Origin of the sequence: Brevibacterium sp. BDJS002 (assembly GCF_028201555.1) — a bacterium.
In the GTDB taxonomy this organism is placed as follows: domain Bacteria; phylum Actinomycetota; class Actinomycetes; order Actinomycetales; family Brevibacteriaceae; genus Brevibacterium; species Brevibacterium aurantiacum.
The window spans coordinates 1,380,179-1,399,787 of the sequence record NZ_CP116392.1 but is presented as its reverse complement, the minus strand read 5'-3'; the positions used below and the strand labels follow the sequence as shown (position 1 = coordinate 1,399,787).

Sequence of the window (19,609 nt, the reverse complement as noted above, 5' to 3'; positions counted from 1 at the left end):
TTCACACTAAGATTTCACAAGAAAAATCACATTACATAACAACCCAAACAAAGTTCGGGCTGTTGATGCTCGCGTCCACTATACGATTCTCAAACCACTACCAAACACCACCCACACCCACACAACCGAAGGCTGCTGGTCTGGACGGGTTGGTCCTGTTGGTTGAAACCACACCCAACCATTGCTGGTTGGTTTGTGATTCCAGGACCCAATAACGTGTTCGTTCTAGCCCACCATCATCACACCGTCGACAAGGCATGAACCTTAACGACGCTGTGCGGGTTGAGCGAAAATAATGATGTTCCACCCTTGAGCTCCCAACCGGCACCACGTACGGGTGACACGTTGGGGTTCTTATGTGTGCTCCTTAGAAAGGAGGTGATCCAGCCGCACCTTCCGGTACGGCTACCTTGTTACGACTTAGTCCCAATCACCAGTCCCACCTTAGACGGCCCCCTCCACAAGGGTTGGGCCACCGGCTTCGGGTGTTACCGACTTTCGTGACTTGACGGGCGGTGTGTACAAGGCCCGGGAACGTATTCACCGCAGCGTTGCTGATCTGCGATTACTAGCGACTCCGACTTCACGTAGTCGAATTGCAGACTACGATCCGAACTGAGACTGGCTTTAAGGGATTCGCTAAAACCTCGCGGTCTCGCATCTCTCTGTACCAGCCATTGTAGCATGCGTGAAGCCCAAGACATAAAGGGCATGATGATTTGACGTCATCCCCACCTTCCTCCGAGTTGACCCCGGCAGTCTCCTATGAGTTCCCACCATCACGTGCTGGCAACATAGAACGAGGGTTGCGCTCGTTGCGGGACTTAACCCAACATCTCACGACACGAGCTGACGACAACCATGCACCACCTGTACACCAACCCCAAAGGGGAGGAACTGTTTCCAGAACGGTCTGGTGTATGTCAAGCCTTGGTAAGGTTCTTCGCGTTGCATCGAATTAATCCGCATGCTCCGCCGCTTGTGCGGGCCCCCGTCAATTCCTTTGAGTTTTAGCCTTGCGACCGTACTCCCCAGGCGGGGCACTTAATGCGTTAGCTACGGCGCGGAGAACGTGGAATGTCCCCCACACCTAGTGCCCAACGTTTACGGCATGGACTACCAGGGTATCTAATCCTGTTCGCTCCCCATGCTTTCGCTCCTCAGTGTCAGTTACAGCCCAGAGTCCCGCCTTCGCCACCGGTGTTCCTCCTGATATCTGCGCATTTCACCGCTACACCAGGAATTCCAGACTCCCCTACTGCACTCTAGTCAGCCCGTACCCACTGCACGCGCAACGTTAAGCGTTGCGTTTCCACAGCAGACGTGACCAACCACCTACGAGCTCTTTACGCCCAATAATTCCGGACAACGCTTGTACCCTACGTATTACCGCGGCTGCTGGCACGTAGTTAGCCGGTACTTCTTCTGCAGGTACCGTCACCCCGAAAGGCTTCTTCCCTGCTGAAAGCGGTTTACAACCCGAAGGCCGTCATCCCGCACGCTGCGTCGCTGCATCAGGGTTTCCCCCATTGTGCAATATTCCCCACTGCTGCCTCCCGTAGGAGTCTGGGCCGTGTCTCAGTCCCAGTGTGGCCGGTCGCCCTCTCAGGCCGGCTACCCGTCGTCGTCTTGGTGAGCCATTACCTCACCAACAAACTGATAGGCCGCGAGCCCATCCCCAACCGAAAAAACTTTCCACCATCACACATGCGAGTCATGGTCATATCCGGTATTAGACCCAGTTTCCCGGGCTTATCCCGAAGTCGGGGGCAGGTTACTCACGTGTTACTCACCCGTTCGCCACTCATCCACCCCGGTGCAAGCACCAGGGCTTCAGCGTTCGACTTGCATGTGTTAAGCACGCAGCCAGCGTTCGTCCTGAGCCAGGATCAAACTCTCCATAAAAAAATTATGTTACGAATGAATCCCAGCAAGACAGCCAACCAACGATCACGGGGTGACCGAGGCTGACCAATTAATCATGTCCACACATGCTGGCGTGACCACCCGGCGAGGGGAGGCCACAAATGTGTGAACATGTGATTGTCTTACCAGAAATACTTAATGTTTCTGGCATCACTATTTGTTCAAACAAACACGCTATTGGATTCTCAAACCACAAACACTCACCCATCACCACAGACCCAATTATTGGGGCGTGTTCACTGGGGGTGTCAGTTTCAATTGTGTACTTTCTGCCTTGCGGCCCGCCGTACCAGCGGATATTTACTCTACAGTGTTGTTTCGATCTTCGCAACTTGAAGTTCATCTTCAATTTGCTGCAATCAAACCTGATCAGAGCGACTGTTGCCGTTCCTTGCGGGCTGGCAACTCGGTACACACTACACACTTCCCGACTGCTTCGCAAAACGGGCTTATTCGGTCCCGTCCGGCACCGCTGAGGAAGACCGATTCGGAGGCAGGTCAGTCTGTTCACTCTTGAGTGAGCAGGCCTGAATGAGCAGTCAGGCAACGGGCGCAGTGAGCTCCGGACCGTCGTTGCGAACATTCCCCACGGATTTGCCCACTTTATGACGAGTCACGCTCGCCGGGTCCACCTGCTCCAGGGTCGATTCCAACAACGGAGGAACATCGGCGCTCGGCACTGCTGGGTCGATCCACCCATCAACGGCGCCGCGTTCGAGGAACACCGGCATCCGATGGTGGACGTCCTGCAGATGTCCTGCCGCCTCCATGGTCAGTATCGTCGTCGACACCAACCAGGAATGGTCCGGCTGCTTCCAGAATTCGAAGAGGCCCGCCATGAACAGAGGGTCGGCCCCTGCTGCCGACATCATCCATGGCTGCTTACCGGCTTCCGTGGTCTCCCACTCGTAGTAGCCGGGGATCGGAAGTGCGCAGCGTCGTCTCTTGATGGACTGTCTGAACATCGGCTTCTCGAGAACCGTCTCCGATCTCGCGTTGAAGGCCTTGAACCCGATCTTGGTGTCCTTCGCCCACCCGGGGACCAGCCCCCATGAAGCGGTCTCCAGTCGACGGGTCAGCTGTCCGCTGTCATCGAGCCGTTCGACGACGATCGGCACGAAGGAGCCTGGTGGCACGTTATATCTGGGCGTGTAGTCATAGGAGATCACGTCAAGGCGAAGCTCATCGGCGAGATCTGCCGGATCGAGAGACATATTGAGTCGACCACACATGCGCTTATCTTCTCACTTCACTACACTGTCGACAATGGCGGCCGAAAAGACAGCACCGAGCAGACTCGACCCGATCGAGGAATCCAGGAAACAGTGGCTTGCCCACGGTTGGGACGACTCCACCGATGGCATGACCACCGTGATCTCGGTGATGAGGGTCCATCAGCTGTTCTTGGCCAAGGTCGATGCCGCACTCAAACCATTCGCACTGACCTTCTCACGCTATGAGGTCCTCACTCTTCTCTCCTTCACGAAATCAGGGACCCTGCCGATGTCGAAGATCTCGGCCCGTCTCCAGGTTCACGCCACCTCGACGACGAATTCGGTCGATCGGCTGGAGAAGGCAGGCCTCGTCAAGCGACGCAGCCACCCCGACGATCGTCGCACCACACTCGTCGAGCTGACCGAGATCGGCCGCGAACTCTCCTCCCGTGCAACTGCCGCCCTGAACGACGAGGTCTTCAGCTCACCGGCACTGGCCCGGGCCGATCTGGGTGAGCTCATCCCCCATCTCGAATCGCTGCGGTCCGAGCTCGAAGACCACGCCTGAACCTCCTGCCCTCCTCCTGAACAGTTCCCCCAGGAGCTCACTGCCGAGATTTAGTTGGACGTCCAAGTAATTTCTCCGTATCGTGGTGAACATCATCACGTCAACGATCAGCCTCGGTCGTGAATAGCCCTATCCGTGGAGGAACAATGTCCCGCAGCACAGCAGCTGCCCTGCCGTTCGGTCTCACCGAAGAACAACAGACGATCTCCGGTATGGTGCGCGAATTCGCCGATTCCGAGATCGCTCCGCACGCTCTGGAGTGGGACGCCGAACACCACTTCCCCGTCGACGTCATCAAACGCTCGGCAGATCTGGGAATGGGCGGAATCTACGTCAGCGAAGAGGCCGGCGGAACCGGTATGGGGCGCATGGACGCCGCCCTCATCTTCGAAGCGATGTCGACCGCCTGCCCCTCGGTCGCCGCATACATCTCCATCCACAACATGGTGGCGTGGATGATCGACAAGTACGGTGATGCCGCACAGAAGGAGAAGTACCTGTCTCCCCTGGTCTCGATGGACCACCTCGGCAGCTACTGCCTCACCGAACCCAACGCCGGTTCCGATGCCGCCGCCCTGCGCACCTCGGCGAGAGAGGACGGCGATTCCTATGTCCTCAACGGGGTCAAGCAGTTCATCTCCGGTGCCGGCACCTCCGAGACCTACCTGGTCATGGCACGAACCGGCCAGGACGGATCGCGCGGAATCTCCGCATTCATCCTCGAAAAGGGCATGGAAGGTCTCTCCTTCGGCCCCAACGAACAGAAGATGGGATGGCGTGCGCAACCGACCCGACAGGTCATCATGGAAAATGTGCGCGTACCGAAGGAGAACCTCCTCGGCGAACCCGGTCAGGGATTCAAGATCGCCATGTCCGGACTCGACGGAGGCCGACTCAACATCGGGGCATGCTCACTCGGCGGTGGGCAGTCCGCGCTGGAGAAGGCCATCGACTACATGGGCGAACGACAGGCCTTCGGCACCGAACTCTCCGCATTCCAGGCCCTGCGATTCGAAGTCGCAGAGATGCAGACCAAACTCGAAGCCGCCCGCTCCCTCCTGTGGCGGGCCGCCAGCGCCTACGACTCAGGCGACCCGAACACCTCGCTGCTCTCGGCAATGGCCAAGCTGACAGCCACAGATTCGGGCTTCGATGTCGCCAATAGGGCACTCCAGTTGCACGGCGGCTACGGCTATCTGACAGAGTATGGAATTGAGAAGCTGGTGCGTGACCTGCGCGTCCACCAGATTCTGGAAGGCACCAACGAAATCATGCGCGTGATCATTTCGCGCAAGAGCACAGGAGTGGGCTGATATGACAACAGAGACCTCGGCACCGCCGACGGAATCTTCGGTGATCACCTCGATCACCAACGGAGTGGGCCGGATCGAGCTCAACAGACCGAAGCTGATCAACGCACTGAGCCAAGAGATGGTGGGCGCCATCGATGACGCCCTCAAGAGCTGGCATGACGACGACTCGATCAACACCGTTCTGGTCACTGGTCGCGGCGAACGCGGACTGTGTGCCGGCGGCGACATCAAGGCCGTCTACAGCGACATAGTGGCCGGAACCGATGAGAACGCCCGATTCTGGAATCGCGAATACAAGATGAACCATGCGATCTCCGAATTCCCCAAACCCTATGTCGTGATCATGAACGGCATTACGATGGGCGGCGGCGTCGGAATCTCGGGCCACGGTTCACACCGCATCGTCACCGACTCCACGAAGATCGGGATGCCGGAGACCGGAATCGGCCTGTTCCCCGACGTCGGCGGCACACACCTGCTGGCCAACGCCCCGGGCGAACTGGGCACCCACCTGGCACTGACCGGACAGCCTGTCGGCGCCGGAGCAGCGCTGGCCATGGGCCTGGCCGACTACTACGTGCTCGATGCCGATGTCCCAGAACTCATCGCCGAGCTCGAAGCCGGCGGTGATGTCGAAGAGACCATCGCCCGCCACACTTCCGAGGCCCCGGAGAACGAACTCGCCGAGGCTGCTGGCTGGATCAACGAGTGCTACGCCGCAGATCGCGCCGAAGACATCGTCGCTGCCTTGGCCGCGCATGAGAACCCCGACGCCAATGCCACCGGACAACTGATCGAAACCAAGGCTCCCACCTCGGTGAAGGTCACCCTGGCAGCCGTCCGCAAGGCCGGAGACATGACCCTGGCCGATGTCCTCGAACAGGACTACCGCGCCGCCGTCGCCCTGACCCGACTGCCGGACCTCAAAGAGGGAATCCGCGCGCAGGTCATCGACAAGGACCGCAACCCACATTGGTCTCCGGCCTCGTTCGCCGAGGTCAGCGACGAAACAGTCAACGACATCCTCACCACCGACCACGAAGAGAAGGTGTTCGCATGAGCGACTACGAAACGATCCTCACGGCCGTCGACCAGGGCGTTGCCACCATCACGATCAACCGTCCGAAGGCTCTCAACGCGCTGAACATGCAGGTGCTCACCGACATCACCGACGCGGCCGCCGGCTTCGACGCCGATGACGAGGTCAAGGCGATCATCATCACCGGCAGCGGCAAGGCCTTCGCCGCCGGCGCCGACATCAAGGAGATGTCAGACCTCGACTTCGCCACTGCATACAAAGCCGACTGGTTCGCCGGTTGGACACGCCTCACCGACGTCCGCAAACCGGTCATCACCGCTGTCAACGGCTTCGCCCTCGGCGGCGGCTGCGAGCTGGCGATGATGGGTGACATCCTCATCGCCTCGACGAAGGCGAAGTTCGGCCAGCCGGAGATCAACCTCGGCGTCCTCCCGGGCATGGGCGGCTCCCAGCGACTGACTCGGGCCATCGGCAAGGCCAAGTCCATGGATATGTGCCTGACCGGGCGCATGATGGATGCCGAGGAGGCCGAACGTTCGGGTCTAGTCGCACGCATCGTCGAGCCCGAGGAACTGCTGTCAACGGCCAACGAGATCGCGCAGACGATCGCGTCCAAGTCCCGCATCGCCTCGGCGATGGTCAAGGAAGCGGTCAACACCGCTTTCGAAACGACCCTCGAGCAGGGACTGAAGTACGAACGTCGCCTCTTCCACTCGAGCCTGGCCACAAACGACCAGTCCGAGGGAATGGCCGCGTTCGTCGAGAAGCGGGACGCGAACTTCACGGATTCCTGATCCTCAGTGTCTGACCCCGGCAACTCGCCGCAGGCACTGGAAAGCAGTAGATGAACGATGGCGCAGACGAGTCGAACTCGTCTGCGCCATCGTCGTCTCTGTTCCCGTGATCACTTTTAACAATCGTTCAGTTAGAGTGGAAATGTTCATCCACCCAAAGGAGGCACTATGAATTCTTTTGCCAATCTTCTCCCCCAGCTGCGGCTGCCGGTCTTCGGCTCTCCCATGTTCATCGCATCGGGGCCCGAACTGGTCAAGGCCCAGTGCCAGGCCGGCATCATCGGCTCCTTCCCCACTCTCAACGCCCGGCCGGCTGCGATGCTCACCGACTGGCTGGACGAGATCAGGGAGTCCAACGCCGCGTTCACCTCGGCGAACCCTGACCGGCCCGCGGCACCGTTCGCAGTGAACCTCATCGTTCACCGCTCGAACAACCGCTTGGAAGAAGACCTCGCCGAGGTGGTTCGCCACCAGGTGCCCATCGTGGTCACGTCCCTGGGCGCGCGTGAAGAGGTCAACGAGGCCGTCCACTCCTACGGCGGCATCGTCCTCCACGACGTCATCAACAACAAATTCGCGCATAAGGCTGTGGAGAAGGGCGCCGACGGCGTCATCGCCGTGGCCGCCGGTGCCGGCGGGCATGCCGGAGCGCTCTCCCCCTTCGCTTTGGTCCAGGAGATCCGGACCTGGTTCGACGGGCCGTTGCTGCTCTCGGGCGCCATTGCACACGGCCGCTCGGTCCTCGCAGCCCTGGCCGCCGGGGCAGACTGCGCCTATGTGGGCTCGGCCTTCCTGTCCACGACCGAGGCCAACGTCGTCGACGACTACAAGCAGATGATCGTCGACTCCGCAGCCGAAGACGTCGTCTACTCCAGCTACTTCACCGGGGTCAAGGGCAACTACCTGCGCGGGTCGATCACCGCCTCGGGACTGGATCCCGACAACCTGCCCGACGCCGATCCGACGAAGATGGACTTCGGCACGAAGGACGGCTCGGACTCCAAGGCGTGGAAGGACATCTGGGGCTCAGGACAGGGCATCGGCGTCCTCGGTGCCAAGCGCACCACCGCAGAGCTCGTCGAGGGCTTCGCTGCAGAATACGAAGCGGCGAAGAAGGAACTCAGCGCCCGCCTCTGAGGCGAGACCGGTCTGGGAGGCGAGACCGGTCTGGGCGCGAGCTCAGATCGTGGAGATGATGCCCCGTTCGGTCAGGCGCGATGACAGCCCTGCGCCGTCCGGGGCATAGATCCACGGCACGCCCTGACCGCGCCCGTGGCGCTTCGAGCGGCCACCGGCCCAGACTGCTTCCCCGACGGTGAGCTGGCGGATGGCGACGGCGGCGACGTTGTCGGGGTGATTGTCCACGAATTCCCCGTAGACCTCTTCGTCCTTCTGACCATCGTCGCCGATGAGCAGCCATTTCATCCACGGGAACTCACGCGAGAGCCGCTCCAGAGAGTTGCGTTTGTGCTCCTTGCCCGAGCGGAAGGCCCGAGTCGTCGTCGGCCCCCAGTCGGTCAGCAGCAGCGGCCCCATCGGGTAGAGATTGCGAGACAGGAACCGTTTGATCGTCAGCGCCGAATTCCATGCACCCGTTGAGAGGTAGACCATCGGAGTGTTGGGGCGCATATAGGTGATTCGGTCGTAGAGGACCGCCATTCCTGCCACCGGCGATCTGGCATGTTCGCTGAGGACGAAGGTGTTCCAGGCAGCCAGGAACGGCCGTGGCAATGAGGTGACCATGACGGTGTCGTCGATGTCGGAGATGATGCCGAACGTCGAGTCCTCACCGATGATCCGCACGTTGGCGGAATCGACGAGAGACCCGTCGGTCCACAGTTCGATTTCGGTCTCTCCCGGGTCGAAGTCTCCGGGTATCACTGTGTCGATGATGCCGCCGCGGTCGGCGGTGACCATATGCTCTTCGTCGTTGACGCGCACCCAGGCCGTGTCATTGGGCAGGGGCACACTGACGAAGGACCTCCAGCCGCGAATGCTCGCCTCCACGTCCGCCGCCGGTTGGCCGGTCGGCGTCAGCACCAATCGGCCGAGCACTCTCACCCACCCGGTTCCGCCGTAGGTGTCATAGGCGATGACCGTGCGCTGATAGGTGTGGTCGGTGGCGCGGTTCTGCAGCCAGCCGTTGAAGCGGTCTTCCAGCCGGGCCGCGGTGTGCAGCATGTCCGGACTGAGGTTCAGCGGTCCTTCTTCGGGTTTCTTCTTCGCCACGGTTCTTCCTTCACACTCGTCGCACGTCGGGTCAGGTCTGCTCGGGTCGGGCTGGAATGGGGGCTGGCGGGAACGCGGTCGGATCGGACCGGGACTGCCTCAGATGAAGCCGACCTTGTCATAGACGTCTCGCAGGGTCACCTCGGCGATCTCATTGGCCTTCTCAGCACCGGCGTCGAGGATCGTCTGGAGCTGAGCCCGGTCCTGCAGGAGCTCATTGGTGCGCTCACGTATCGGTGCGAGCGTCTCGACGGCGACCTCGGCCAGGTCGACCTTGAGGTGGCCGTACATCTTCCCTTCGTACTCTGCCACAATGTCGTCGACCGACCGGGAGGTCAGGGAGGAGTAGATCGTGAGCAGGTTCGAGACTCCGGGCTTGGCCTCCGGGTCGTAGGCGATCTCCTTGCCGTCGTCGGTGACAGCAGACTTGATCTTCTTCGTCAGGGACTTCGCCTCATCAAGGAGGTCGATGCGCCCCAGTGGGCTGGGCAGGGACTTCGACATCTTGGCCGAAGGGTTCTGCAGGTCGTAGATCTTCGCGGTGGCTTTGAGGATCTGTGCCTCGGGGACGACGAAGGTCTCACCGAACCGGTAGTTGAAGCGTTCGGCCAAGTTCCTCGTGAGTTCGAGGTGCTGGCGCTGGTCCTCACCCACGGGCACCATCTGCGGGTTGTAGAGGAGGATGTCGGCGGCCATCAGTGCGGGATAGGTGAGCAGGCCCAGGGACACGTGGTCCTGCTTGGCCGACTTGTCCTTGAACTGCGTCATCCGACTGGCCTCGCCCATGGACGTGGTGCATTCGAGGACCCATGACAGCTGCGGGTGCGCGGGGACCTGAGACTGGACGAAGATCGTCGACTTCTCCGGATCGATGCCGGCCGCAATGAACTGCGCCGCCGTGCGCAGGGTCCGTTCGCGCAGATCCGTGGGATCCTGCTCGACGGTGATCGCGTGCATGTTCGCGATGAAGTAGAAGGCATCGTGTGACTCCTGATGCGCCACGAACTGCTGCAGAGCTCCGATGTAGTTCCCCAGGTGAAGTGAGTCCGAGGTGGCCTGAATACCGGAAACGGTGCGTGGCTGAGAAGAAGTCATCATAGAACTATGATGCCACTTCACACCCGCATCTTCGCAGACCACCCCCGTGCGAGATGCCGATGGCGGCAGTCGCGAGCACACAACGGCAACGATGTCGGATTACTCCGGCCGAGCCGACGGTGAGGAAGAGCTTCTCTGCTCCTCACACACCTAGCCGGCCGGCCTGCGAAGACTACTTCGGAGCCGGCAGATCGTAGTCGATGACCAGCGGCGCATGATCGGACCAGCGTTCGGCCCAGCTGTCGGCCTTGTCCACCGTTGCTTTGACTGCCGCCTTCGCGAGTGCCGGTGTCGCCATCTGGTAGTCGATGCGCCACCCGGCGTTGTTGTCAAAGGCCTGCCCGCGCATGGACCACCAGGTGTAGGGGCCGTCGACATCTCCGCTGAGGTCGCGGTGCACATCGACGTAGCCCACCTCGCCGAAGAAACCGTCGAAGTAGGCGCGCTCCTCGGGCAGGAACCCGGCCTTCTTGCGGTTGGCCTTCCAGTTCTTCAGGTCCCGTTCGGTGTGGCAGACGTTGAGGTCACCGGTGATGAGCACGTGATCGGCCTGTTTCGCCAGTTCAGGCAGGCGCAGCGTCATCCGGTCGAGGAAGCGGTACTTGTCCTCCTGTTTGGGAGTGTCGACCTCACCGGAATGGACATAGGCCGAGACGAGAGTCAGCAGCGATCCGTCGCCGAGGCGGTAGTCCGTCTCCAGCCATCGACCGGCCCGATCGAAGTACCCGTCCGTCCCGAGTCCTTCACGGACCTCGACGGGCTCGTTCCGAGCCATGACGGCGACTCCGGCACGTCCCTTCGCCTCGGCGTCATGGCTGATCGTGGTGTACCCGGTGTCCTCGAGCACCTTGAGGGCGATGTCGTTGGCTGCCCGGACTTCCTGCAGCGTGATGAAGTCAGGTTTCGCAGTATCGACCCAGGTGGGCATCCCCTTTCTCCATGCCGCTCGTACTCCGTTGACGTTGACTGATGCAATCCGAATCATGTGTCCTATCATGGCATGAGCGCACTACTCATCCGGGCCTGGGCGTTATACAGTGATGGAAAGAAGCATATTTCAGGAGGCGCAATGGCCGTAGACGAGACTTTCGATTCTGAGCAGCTGAGCATCAGCCCGCTCGACGAAGTAGACGCCCGTGAGATGCGAGAGTTCCTGCTCGGTGCGCAGAAGAACTTCTGGGGAGACAGGGACCTCAGCGGCGATCACGATGCCTATTGGTTCCATCAGTTCGTGACCTCAGGCTTGGTTGCCAGGCATCGTTCGGAGATCGTCGGCTATCTGCTCGGCGTCATCCCCCATGACGGCCCTGCGTACATCCATCTGGTTGCGGCTCGAACTGATTTCCGCCATCAGGGCATCGGTCGGCACCTGTACCAGTATTTCATCGAGCACGCGCGCAAGCTCGGTGTCTCATCGGTGCAGGCGACAACCATGCCGGATTCCTCAGCAGCGATCTCATTCCACTCTTCGCTCGGGTTCAGCGGTGAACTCATCGAAGACTACGCGGGTGCCGGAAATCCGCGTGTGTTCTTCGAACTCAAACTCCTCGAGGAGTGAGCCGAAGAGCGCACACACTGGTCTGACCAGCACAACAGAGACTGACGGCCTCCCACACACAGATGTGGGAGGCCGTCAGTCTCTGACTGTCGTTCGGTTCAGGCGGCCGCCGCAGCGCGTTCGGCCACGTCGACGACGTTCTTGAGAAGCAGTGCCCGAGTCATGGGCCCGACTCCTCCGGGATTCGGGGACACCCAAGCCGCCACCTCGGCGACGGCAGGGTCCACGTCTCCCACGATCTTCGACTTCCCGGTCTCCGGGTCCTCTTCGCGTGAGACTCCGACGTCGAGGACGACGGCACCGTCCTTGACCGCATCGGCGGTCACGATCCGGGCCGATCCTGCGGCGGCGACGATGATGTCGGCCTGAGCCAGCAGCTCGGGCAGATTCTTCGTCCCGGTGTGGGTCAGTGTCACCGTGGCGTTGTACTCACGGCGAGTCAGCAGTGCGCCGATCGACCGGCCGACGGTGACGCCGCGGCCCACGACCACAACGTGCTTGCCGGCCAGCTCGATGCCGTTGCGCTGCATGAGTTCGATGACCCCGCGAGGGGTGCACGGCAGCGGGGTCGTGATCTCCCGGTTGACGTTGAGCATGAGCCGACCGAGGTTGGTCGGATGCAGCCCGTCCGCGTCCTTGGCCGGATCGATGCGTTCGAGCACGGTGTCCGTGTCGATGTGGGACGGCAACGGCAGCTGCACGATGTACCCGGTGCATTCGTCATCGGCGTTGAGCTCGTCGATGACCGACAGGAGCTCGTCCTGGCTCACCGATTCCGGCAGGTCACGACGGATGGAATGGATGCCCACCTCGGCGCAGTCACGGTGCTTACCGGCCACGTACCACTTCGAACCGGGATCCTCGCCGACGAGGACCGTGGCCAAGCCGGGGACGATGCCCCGCTCGGCCAGGTTCGCGACGGCAGTCCGCAGCTCGTCCTTGATCTCCTTCGCACAGGCCTTGCCATCAAGGATCTGTGCTGTCATCAGTACTGCTCCAGATCTTCGTAGAGGGGGAAGTTGTCGCTGAGCTTCTCGACCCGAGCGCTGAGGGCCTCGACGTTCGCACCGGGCTTGAGTGCTTCGGCGATGACGTCGGCGACCTCGGTGAATTCGGCATCGCCGAACCCACGGGTGGCCAGAGCAGGGGTGCCGATGCGCAGACCGGAGGTCACCATGGGCGGACGGGGGTCGAACGGAACGGCATTGCGGTTGACCGTGATTCCGACCTCATGCAGCAGATCCTCCGCCTGCTGTCCGTCCAAGGCTGAGTTGCGCAGGTCGACGAGGACCAGGTGAACGTCGGTGCCTCCGGTGAGGACCGTGGCTCCGGCGTTGGCGACGTCGTCGGCCAGGAGACGCTCGGCCAGGATCTGAGCACCGCGCACGGTCCGTTCCTGACGAGCCTTGAACTCTTCAGAGGCGGCCAACTTGAACGCCACTGCCTTCGCGGCGATCACGTGCATCAGAGGTCCACCCTGCTGCCCCGGGAAGACTGCGGAGTTCAGCTTCTTCGCGTACTCCTCCTTGCCGAGGATGAAGCCCGAGCGAGGGCCGCCGATGGTCTTGTGCACCGTCGAGGACACGACGTCGGCGAAGGGCACAGGGTTCGGATGCAGGCCGGCGGCGACGAGACCGGCGAAGTGGGCCATGTCGACCCAGAGCTTCGCTCCGACCTCGTCGGCGATGTCGCGGAAGGCCTGGAAGTCGAGCTGACGCGGGTAGGCGGACCAACCTGCGACGATGACCTCTGGACGGTGTTCGAGCGCCCGCTCGCGCACCTTGTCCATGTCGATGCGGTAAGTGTCGGGATCGACTTCGTAGGAGGCGACGTCGTAGAGGCGGCCCGAGAAGTTGATCTTCATGCCGTGTGTCAGGTGACCACCGTGGGCCAAGGAGAGACCGAGCATCTTGTCACCCTGGCGGGCGAGCGCGTGCATCACGGCAGCGTTGGCGGAGGCACCCGAGTGCGACTGCACGTTGGCGTATTCGGCACCGAAGAGGCTCTTGGCCCGGTCGATGGCCAGGGTCTCAGCGACATCGACGTACTCGCAGCCACCGTAGTAGCGCTTGCCCGGGTAGCCCTCGGCGTACTTGTTCGTCAGCACGGAGCCCTGTGCCTGCAGCACGGCGCGCGGCACGAAGTTCTCCGAGGCGATCATCTCCAGAGTCGAACGCTGGCGACCCAGCTCCTGGTCGAGGACTTCCGCAATCTGGGGATCGATGTCTGCAAGCGAGGCCTGCATCGTGTTATCAGTCATGTGTACACTCCTGTGGCATCCAAAGTGATGAGTGGGACGCCGCGATCGGCTCCGCGAGTACCCGAAATCAATGCTAACAGCGAACCAGATCACACCGATGGGCCGTTCGTCATCCGGATGATGGGCCGGTTGCGGGGCAGCGTGGGGCAGGCGATTAGAATCGAGCGCATGAGTCGAGAATGGATCCTGCGAGTCACCTGCCCGGACGCAACCGGAATCGTCCACGCCGTGACCGGGGTTCTGGCCTCACTCGGGGCCAACATCACCGAGTCCCAGCAGTTCTCCTCCCCCGATTCTCTGCAGTTCTTCCTCCGAGTCCAGTTCGTCACGAGCGCGGATGCCGAGGCCACGACTCTGGAGTCTGCCCTCGCCGAGGCGGCCCACCGTTTCGACATGACGCTCAGTCTCCAACCGGTGGAGAAGAAGACGCGGACCCTCGTCCTCGTGTCCAAGGCCGCCCACTGCCTCAACACCCTGCTGTTCCAGCAGAGCTCAGGGCAGCTGCCCATCGACATCGTCGGAGTGGCCGGCAATCATGATTCGCTGCGCTCACTCGCCGAGTTCCACGGCCACGACTTCCACCACATTCCGATCACCCGGGACACGAAGGAGGCCGCCGAGGCGAGGCTGAGTCACCTCGTCGAGAGCCTCGACGTCGAGCTCATCGTCCTCGCCCGGTACATGCAGATCCTCTCCCCCGATCTGTGTGCTCGGTTGGAGGGGCGGGTCATCAACATCCACCATTCGTTCCTGCCCAGCTTCAAGGGGGCCAAGCCCTACCACCAGGCACACGCCCGCGGGGTCAAGATCATCGGTGCCACCGCCCACTACGTCACCCCTGACCTTGATGAGGGCCCGATCATCGAACAGGACGTCGCCCGTGTCGATCACAACCGCAATATCGCCGACTTCGTTCAGCGCGGTCAGGACGTCGAGGCCGCCGTGCTTGCACGGGCCGTGGCCTGGCATGCCGAGGGCCGAGTCCTCATGGACGGCCACCGCACGGTCGTCTTCAACTGATCCGACCACCTCGGCGAGACCACCGGCAGGTCCGGCCACCTCGGCGGGTTGATGATGCGATTCTGACACAAATTCGAAATTTGCCGCCCGGGGATCGGTGACCTGGGCTACGGTCACATTATGAGCCAGCCCCAGACCAGAGTTGCCGCCGATCTCCAACGCCTGCCGATCCCCCGCGGTCCGGTGAATCTGGCCCGCCAGGCCGTCCTGCGCCTGGCCAACGTCGGACTCACAGCAGCCTACGGAGCCTACCGACTCCACCCGGCGATCTGGAGGTTCACGGCCAAGCACTACCATCCGGGCCTCGAACCCTTTGCGAAGCTCAATGCGTGGATGATCTGCCAACAGGCCTCACTCGATGTTCCGGCCTATCAGGACTATCTCGCACGAACCGGCTTCACCTTCAGATGGTGGGACCTCGATGCCTATACGCCGACGTCCAAGGATGATTTCGTGCGCCGGTACAGTGAGGAGCACCGCTGCTGGGACGGACGGATCCAACGAGCCGGCACGGTCGTCGACGAATCGTCCGGCTCCTCCGGCACACCCTTCAACTGGATGCGGTCGAAGAAGGAACTCGACACCGTCCACAAGAACGTCGCCGGCTACGTGACGATGCTCTTCAAAGACAAGGACCTCTTCTGCATCAACGCCTTCTCCATGGGCGCATGGGCCACGGGAACGAATACGGGCCTGGCGATGGCCAAGGTCGCCATGGTGAAGAACACCGGCCCCGACCTCGAGAAGATCCTCGACACGATGGCCCATTTCGGACCGGGCCACACCTACCTCATCAGCGCCTATCCCCCGTTCCTCAAACACCTCGTCGATCGGATGGACTCCGAACCCGGAGTCTGGGACGAGTTCCGGCTCAACGGCTTCGTCGGGGGTGAGGCCATGACCGAGGGCCTGCGCGACTACGTGCAGTCACGCTTCCATCGGGTCTACTCCGGATACGGAGCCAGCGACCTCACGATCGGCATGGCCGGCGAGTCCGATCTCTCCGTCGTCATCCGCCGGGCCCTGGCCCACGACCTCGACTTCCGCGCCGAGGTGCTCGGACCTTCCGAATCCCGAGTGCCGATGGTCTTCCAGTACAACCCTCTCGAGACCTATCTGGAGACGAACGAATCCGGGGAACTCGTCGCGACGATCAACTCCGCTGCGGTGATGAGCCCACGGCTGCGCTACAACATCGGCGACGAGGCGACCCTCATCGACTTCCCCCGCATGGTCGAACTCACCCGCAGGCATCCGCAGCTGGCCGCCGAATGCTCCACGGCGTTCGCCGACAACGGCATGAAGCTGCCGTTCGTGCTCCTCTTCGGCCGCGCCGATTCCACCATCTCGTATATGGGTGCCAACATCTACCCGCTCGACATCGAGAACGGGCTCTACCGCGACAACCCGCAGGCTCATCTCATCGAGTCCTTCCGGATCGAACTGCGTGAGACGCACAACCATGAACAGCGCCCGACTCTGCACATCCAGTTGCGCGAGGACAGCCAGGAGCTGTCGGCACCTGAGCGCGCCGAGATGGCCGAGACCATCCAAGCCGGAGTCCTGGGCCACCTAGCCTCGGTGTCCCGAGACTTCGCACAGAGCATGAAGGAAGATCCGACGACCGCGGAGATCCACATCGAGATCCACGATTTCGCCACCGGTCCGTTCACGGCCGATGTCGCCAAGATCAAGAACGTGTACGTCCAGAGGACCTGAAACGTCAGCACCCATCATCCAGCGAAGGAATGGAACCCATGAGATCGAATGATTTCTCCAAGGCCCCACCCCAGGCCCGCGCCGAGGTGGTTTTCCTCGGCGCAAACAGGTATCGCAATCCCCTGGTGATGGTGGGTCAGCTGCGGCGTTGGCCCAAACTGGCGAAGGGACTCAAACGGGCGCCCGGGTACATGTGGCACCGCAGCTATTACGAATTCCCCGACCGCATCGGCCTCATCGTCGCCTTCGCGACTCGGGATGACCTCATGAAGTATGCCCGCACCCCTGAACACGTCGAGATCATGAAATGGCTTGTCGGCGGCGCAGGCTCGTCCCCGGCGAAGGGCGGATTCATCCGCATCCTCAACGCCGAGGAGTGGGGCTACACGAATGGAGAGTTCCGGGCCGAGGACTCCCGGCTGGGCATGATCGACCAATTCACCAAGCTCAGCTCCGAATGAAGGTCGACACCGAATGAAGGCGAAACGGGTCAGGACTCGTCAGGATCTGGCCGACTTCATTGAGCTGGCACCGCAGTTGGCCGCGCAGCGAGGCGACTCGGAGCACTACGTGCCCCTCTTCACCTCAGACATCAAAGAGTGGTTCGCCCACCGAGGATGGTTCAGTGAACCCGTCGAACTGTGGCTCATCCTCGACACAGCCGGTCGGGCCGTCGCTCGCACCATCTGCCATCGCTCGCCGGAACTGGCCCAGAAGATCGCAGTATCGGATCCTGAACCCTCGGCTGCCGGGCACGCTCCGACAACGCTCTTCTTCGGCGCGATCGAGGCCGCCGACGAGGCTGCACTTGACCACCTCATCGCCTTCCTCACCACACGGGCCAGGGAGCTCGCGGCCGAACGGCTCTTCGGTCCCGTCTCCCCCCTGCCCAATGTCACCGGCGGTCTGCTGCTGTCCGGCACCGAGCATCCAGGCTTCTTCGACTCCGCCTGGAACCCCGCTTTCTTCGCGCCTTCGTTCCACAGCGCGGGATTCGCCGACTGGGGCCGAGCCCACACCTGGGAGGTCGAGGTCGGCTCGATCCCTGCCGCGCGGGCCACCGCCGTCTCCGAGTCCGAATGGGCTCAGCACGGCCTACGCAGGCGCAGGGTCTCCCGCACCGGTCTACGTGCCTTCGCCCGCAGACTGCTGCCGACGCTCAATGCCGCATTCGCACAGCTGCCGTACTACACCCAGATCTCGCGCGCCCAGCTGCAGTCCCAGATGGCAGGGTTGCCTGCGCTCATGGATCCCGCTCTCGTCCTCGACATCGTCGGCAGCGACGAGCCCGAGGCTGCACCTTCCCGGTGTTTCACTCTCGTCATCCCCGACCCCGTGCCGATCCTGCGCAGGCACGGCGGTCGGCTCGGACCGCGCGCAATCCTCGAACTCGTCATCAACCGTCGACGCCTGCGCGATGCTGTGCTCATCATTCAGGGCACCGATCCCCGCTTCCAGGGCCAGGGCATCCTCTCTCTGGTCATCCGTGATCTCAACGCCGGCCTTGCCGCCGGAGGCTACCGGCGGCTGCGGGTGACGTTCATCGCCGAGGACAATCCCGCCTCGGCCGCGGTCTTCGAGAGGTCAGGCGGCAGGGTCCTGCACGAACTCACCTTCCTCGACCGGCATCTCACCGCTGCCAGCACTCCCGTCCCGCTCGAGGAGCACGGACGATGATGCCGATCACCGCGACTCTCATCGCTGAGCTCTTCGCACACGCGGCTCGCTCCCCCTCGGCGCACAACACTCAGCCCTGGATTCCTCATTTCGCTCCTGCGACGACACCAGCATCCCCCGCCGAGGTGCACGTGGCCGTGGATCCGGCCCGCACCCTTCCGGTCGGCGACCCGAATTCCCAGGACCTGCATCTGGCCATGGGATGTTGGGTGGAGTCCTTCACCATCGCCGCCGCCGAGGCGGGCATCGACGTCAGCATCGGATCGGTGCGAGGCCGCGGCCCCACACTCGAAATCCGACTGCTCCTCACAGCCCTCCCCGACCAGTCGGGTGCCTCTGACCTCTGGCCGAACTTCACCTCCGCCGACCTGCATCACCGTCAGGTCGATCGGGGGCCGATGCACCGAGCCGAAGAGCCCTTCGCTTCAGCGTTCAGTGCCGCCGAAAGGGCGCTGGCTACCTCGGGCACGGCACCGGTCGAGGGCACGGCACCGGTCGAGGGCATGGCACTCGTCGAAGTGCCCCATCACCTGTGGGAGACGAGCCTGGCACGTGCGACCCGATATTCGTACTCCCATGCTGACATCTTCACCGAAACCCTCGAGTGGCTGCGGTTCGACCGCCGAGCGACCTCCTACGCCGAAGACGGGTTGAGCGCGGACTGCCTGCAGATCCCAAGACCTCTGGCCGCGGTCGCCGCCCGACTCAACACGGCCACCCTGCGGCCGTGGATAGGTGGGCTCACCTCGGCGGCCTTGGCACCCGTGGAATTCGTGGACAGCCTGCGGGCCACGGTGGTGCGGAGAACATCGAGAGACCGAGGGTCGCCGGCACAGGCGTCCACCGACGGGTCCGCGCCGCTGCATCACCTCGTGCTCGTCAAGGACGCCACCGCCTCTTCCGCAGGTGGCGACTCTCTGGCGAGACAGGATATCGAGCTGGGGCGAAACCTGCTGCGAACGTGGCTTCTGCTCGACCAGCATGACCTGCGCGTTGACGTGCACTCGGAGATCAAGGACTGCCCACAGACACGATCCGCTGTCTCCGACTATCTCCTCAACGACCATGGTCTGCATGCGGTGCCAGTGGCCGCGTTCTCCGTCGGACGCTCGACAACAGCGGTACCCCGCTCCTCCCGTCGCCCTGTGGAGCCAATACACAGTTGATTCACGTCGAGTACTGAAACTGTTGTAG

17 protein-coding genes and 1 rRNA gene are annotated in these 19,609 nt (G+C 62.2%); 11 read left to right on the top strand and 7 right to left on the bottom strand.

Annotation, left to right across the window (positions count from 1 at the left end):
• Window positions 1-371: 371 nt before the first annotated feature.
• Window positions 372-1,905 (bottom strand): 16S ribosomal RNA (locus tag PGC08_RS06535).
• Window positions 1,906-2,465: 560 nt separating this feature from the next.
• Complete coding sequence (locus PGC08_RS06530; RefSeq protein WP_009884933.1) at window positions 2,466-3,140, bottom strand: SOS response-associated peptidase; 675 nt, start codon at window positions 3,138-3,140, stop codon at window positions 2,466-2,468.
• A gap of 52 nt (window positions 3,141-3,192) precedes the next feature.
• On the opposite strand from PGC08_RS06530, the gene PGC08_RS06525 reads away from it, so the two are divergent.
• From PGC08_RS06525 to PGC08_RS06505, 5 genes are all read left to right on the top strand, one after another.
• Window positions 3,193-3,708 (top strand): MarR family winged helix-turn-helix transcriptional regulator, encoded by a 516-nt coding sequence (locus PGC08_RS06525; RefSeq protein ID WP_069599793.1) that lies wholly within the window; start codon window positions 3,193-3,195, stop codon window positions 3,706-3,708.
• Between the two features lie 146 nt (window positions 3,709-3,854).
• Window positions 3,855-5,021 carry an acyl-CoA dehydrogenase family protein gene (locus PGC08_RS06520; protein ID WP_096161028.1) on the top strand — a complete coding sequence of 389 codons (1,167 nt, stop codon included), beginning with the start codon at window positions 3,855-3,857 and terminating at the stop codon, window positions 5,019-5,021.
• A gap of 1 nt (window position 5,022) precedes the next feature.
• Window positions 5,023-6,081: an enoyl-CoA hydratase/isomerase family protein gene (locus PGC08_RS06515; protein ID WP_271709790.1), complete on the top strand. Its 1,059-nt coding sequence runs from the start codon at window positions 5,023-5,025 to the stop codon at window positions 6,079-6,081.
• Window positions 6,078-6,854, top strand: a complete 777-nt coding sequence (locus PGC08_RS06510) for an enoyl-CoA hydratase (protein WP_096161026.1) — start codon at window positions 6,078-6,080, stop codon at window positions 6,852-6,854. The genes PGC08_RS06515 and PGC08_RS06510 overlap by 4 nt, the downstream gene beginning before the upstream one ends.
• 168 nt (window positions 6,855-7,022) lie before the next feature.
• Window positions 7,023-7,991 carry an NAD(P)H-dependent flavin oxidoreductase gene (locus PGC08_RS06505; RefSeq protein ID WP_271709789.1) on the top strand — a complete coding sequence of 323 codons (969 nt, stop codon included), beginning with the start codon at window positions 7,023-7,025 and terminating at the stop codon, window positions 7,989-7,991.
• Between the two features lie 42 nt (window positions 7,992-8,033).
• Here PGC08_RS06505 and PGC08_RS06500 read toward each other — a convergent pair whose 3' ends face one another.
• From PGC08_RS06500 to PGC08_RS06490, 3 genes are all read right to left on the bottom strand, one after another.
• Window positions 8,034-9,083, bottom strand: coding sequence for an App1 family protein (locus PGC08_RS06500; RefSeq protein ID WP_069599790.1), 1,050 nt, complete (start codon window positions 9,081-9,083; stop codon window positions 8,034-8,036).
• A gap of 99 nt (window positions 9,084-9,182) precedes the next feature.
• Complete coding sequence (trpS, locus tag PGC08_RS06495) at window positions 9,183-10,181, bottom strand: tryptophan--tRNA ligase (protein ID WP_069599789.1); 999 nt, start codon at window positions 10,179-10,181, stop codon at window positions 9,183-9,185.
• Window positions 10,182-10,353: 172 nt separating this feature from the next.
• On the bottom strand, window positions 10,354-11,109 hold the full coding sequence (locus PGC08_RS06490) for an exodeoxyribonuclease III (RefSeq protein WP_442868158.1): 756 nt from the start codon (window positions 11,107-11,109) through the stop codon (window positions 10,354-10,356).
• Window positions 11,110-11,250: 141 nt separating this feature from the next.
• On the opposite strand from PGC08_RS06490, the gene PGC08_RS06485 reads away from it, so the two are divergent.
• Window positions 11,251-11,739: a GNAT family N-acetyltransferase gene (locus PGC08_RS06485; RefSeq protein ID WP_009884942.1), complete on the top strand. Its 489-nt coding sequence runs from the start codon at window positions 11,251-11,253 to the stop codon at window positions 11,737-11,739.
• Between the two features lie 98 nt (window positions 11,740-11,837).
• On the opposite strand, the gene PGC08_RS06480 is transcribed toward PGC08_RS06485, so the two are convergent.
• Window positions 11,838-12,725 (bottom strand): bifunctional methylenetetrahydrofolate dehydrogenase/methenyltetrahydrofolate cyclohydrolase, encoded by an 888-nt coding sequence (locus tag PGC08_RS06480; RefSeq protein WP_009884943.1) that lies wholly within the window; start codon window positions 12,723-12,725, stop codon window positions 11,838-11,840.
• On the bottom strand, window positions 12,725-13,999 hold the full coding sequence (gene glyA / locus PGC08_RS06475) for a serine hydroxymethyltransferase (RefSeq protein WP_271709787.1): 1,275 nt from the start codon (window positions 13,997-13,999) through the stop codon (window positions 12,725-12,727). The genes PGC08_RS06480 and glyA overlap by 1 nt, the downstream gene beginning before the upstream one ends.
• A gap of 168 nt (window positions 14,000-14,167) precedes the next feature.
• On the opposite strand from glyA, the gene purU reads away from it, so the two are divergent.
• From purU to PGC08_RS06450, 5 genes are all read left to right on the top strand, one after another.
• Window positions 14,168-15,019 (top strand): formyltetrahydrofolate deformylase, encoded by an 852-nt coding sequence (purU, locus tag PGC08_RS06470; RefSeq protein ID WP_096161024.1) that lies wholly within the window; start codon window positions 14,168-14,170, stop codon window positions 15,017-15,019.
• 120 nt (window positions 15,020-15,139) lie between these two features.
• The gene (locus PGC08_RS06465) at window positions 15,140-16,738 is read left to right on the top strand and encodes a phenylacetate--CoA ligase family protein (protein WP_096158463.1); all 1,599 of its coding nucleotides are present in this window, start codon (window positions 15,140-15,142) and stop codon (window positions 16,736-16,738) included.
• A gap of 38 nt (window positions 16,739-16,776) precedes the next feature.
• Window positions 16,777-17,199, top strand: a complete 423-nt coding sequence (locus tag PGC08_RS06460; RefSeq protein ID WP_069599783.1) for a hypothetical protein — start codon at window positions 16,777-16,779, stop codon at window positions 17,197-17,199.
• 13 nt (window positions 17,200-17,212) lie between these two features.
• Window positions 17,213-18,415 carry a hypothetical protein gene (locus PGC08_RS06455; RefSeq protein ID WP_271709786.1) on the top strand — a complete coding sequence of 401 codons (1,203 nt, stop codon included), beginning with the start codon at window positions 17,213-17,215 and terminating at the stop codon, window positions 18,413-18,415.
• A complete protein-coding gene (locus PGC08_RS06450; protein WP_271709785.1) occupies window positions 18,412-19,581 on the top strand; it encodes a hypothetical protein in 1,170 nt (389 codons plus the stop codon). The genes PGC08_RS06455 and PGC08_RS06450 overlap by 4 nt, the downstream gene beginning before the upstream one ends.
• Window positions 19,582-19,609: the final 28 nt, after the last annotated feature.

What these genes read in the sequence shown, in the direction of transcription:
- PGC08_RS06465 (WP_096158463.1), top strand. Translation starts at nt 15,140, where the DNA reads ATGAGCCAGCCCCAGACCAGAGTTGCCGCCGATCTCCAACGCCTGCCG.
- PGC08_RS06530 (WP_009884933.1), bottom strand. Translation starts at nt 3,140, where the DNA reads ATGTCTCTCGATCCGGCAGATCTCGCCGATGAGCTTCGCCTTGACGTG.
- PGC08_RS06525 (WP_069599793.1), top strand. Translation starts at nt 3,193, where the DNA reads ATGGCGGCCGAAAAGACAGCACCGAGCAGACTCGACCCGATCGAGGAA.
- PGC08_RS06510 (WP_096161026.1), top strand. Translation starts at nt 6,078, where the DNA reads ATGAGCGACTACGAAACGATCCTCACGGCCGTCGACCAGGGCGTTGCC.
- PGC08_RS06460 (WP_069599783.1), top strand. Translation starts at nt 16,777, where the DNA reads ATGAGATCGAATGATTTCTCCAAGGCCCCACCCCAGGCCCGCGCCGAG.
- PGC08_RS06505 (WP_271709789.1), top strand. Translation starts at nt 7,023, where the DNA reads ATGAATTCTTTTGCCAATCTTCTCCCCCAGCTGCGGCTGCCGGTCTTC.
- PGC08_RS06480 (WP_009884943.1), bottom strand. Translation starts at nt 12,725, where the DNA reads ATGACAGCACAGATCCTTGATGGCAAGGCCTGTGCGAAGGAGATCAAG.
- PGC08_RS06485 (WP_009884942.1), top strand. Translation starts at nt 11,251, where the DNA reads ATGGCCGTAGACGAGACTTTCGATTCTGAGCAGCTGAGCATCAGCCCG.
- PGC08_RS06450 (WP_271709785.1), top strand. Translation starts at nt 18,412, where the DNA reads ATGATGCCGATCACCGCGACTCTCATCGCTGAGCTCTTCGCACACGCG.
- PGC08_RS06490 (WP_442868158.1), bottom strand. Translation starts at nt 11,109, where the DNA reads ATGCCCACCTGGGTCGATACTGCGAAACCTGACTTCATCACGCTGCAG.
- PGC08_RS06520 (WP_096161028.1), top strand. Translation starts at nt 3,855, where the DNA reads ATGTCCCGCAGCACAGCAGCTGCCCTGCCGTTCGGTCTCACCGAAGAA.
- glyA (WP_271709787.1), bottom strand. Translation starts at nt 13,999, where the DNA reads ATGACTGATAACACGATGCAGGCCTCGCTTGCAGACATCGATCCCCAG.
- purU (WP_096161024.1), top strand. Translation starts at nt 14,168, where the DNA reads ATGAGTCGAGAATGGATCCTGCGAGTCACCTGCCCGGACGCAACCGGA.
- PGC08_RS06455 (WP_271709786.1), top strand. Translation starts at nt 17,213, where the DNA reads ATGAAGGCGAAACGGGTCAGGACTCGTCAGGATCTGGCCGACTTCATT.
- PGC08_RS06515 (WP_271709790.1), top strand. Translation starts at nt 5,023, where the DNA reads ATGACAACAGAGACCTCGGCACCGCCGACGGAATCTTCGGTGATCACC.
- trpS (WP_069599789.1), bottom strand. Translation starts at nt 10,181, where the DNA reads ATGATGACTTCTTCTCAGCCACGCACCGTTTCCGGTATTCAGGCCACC.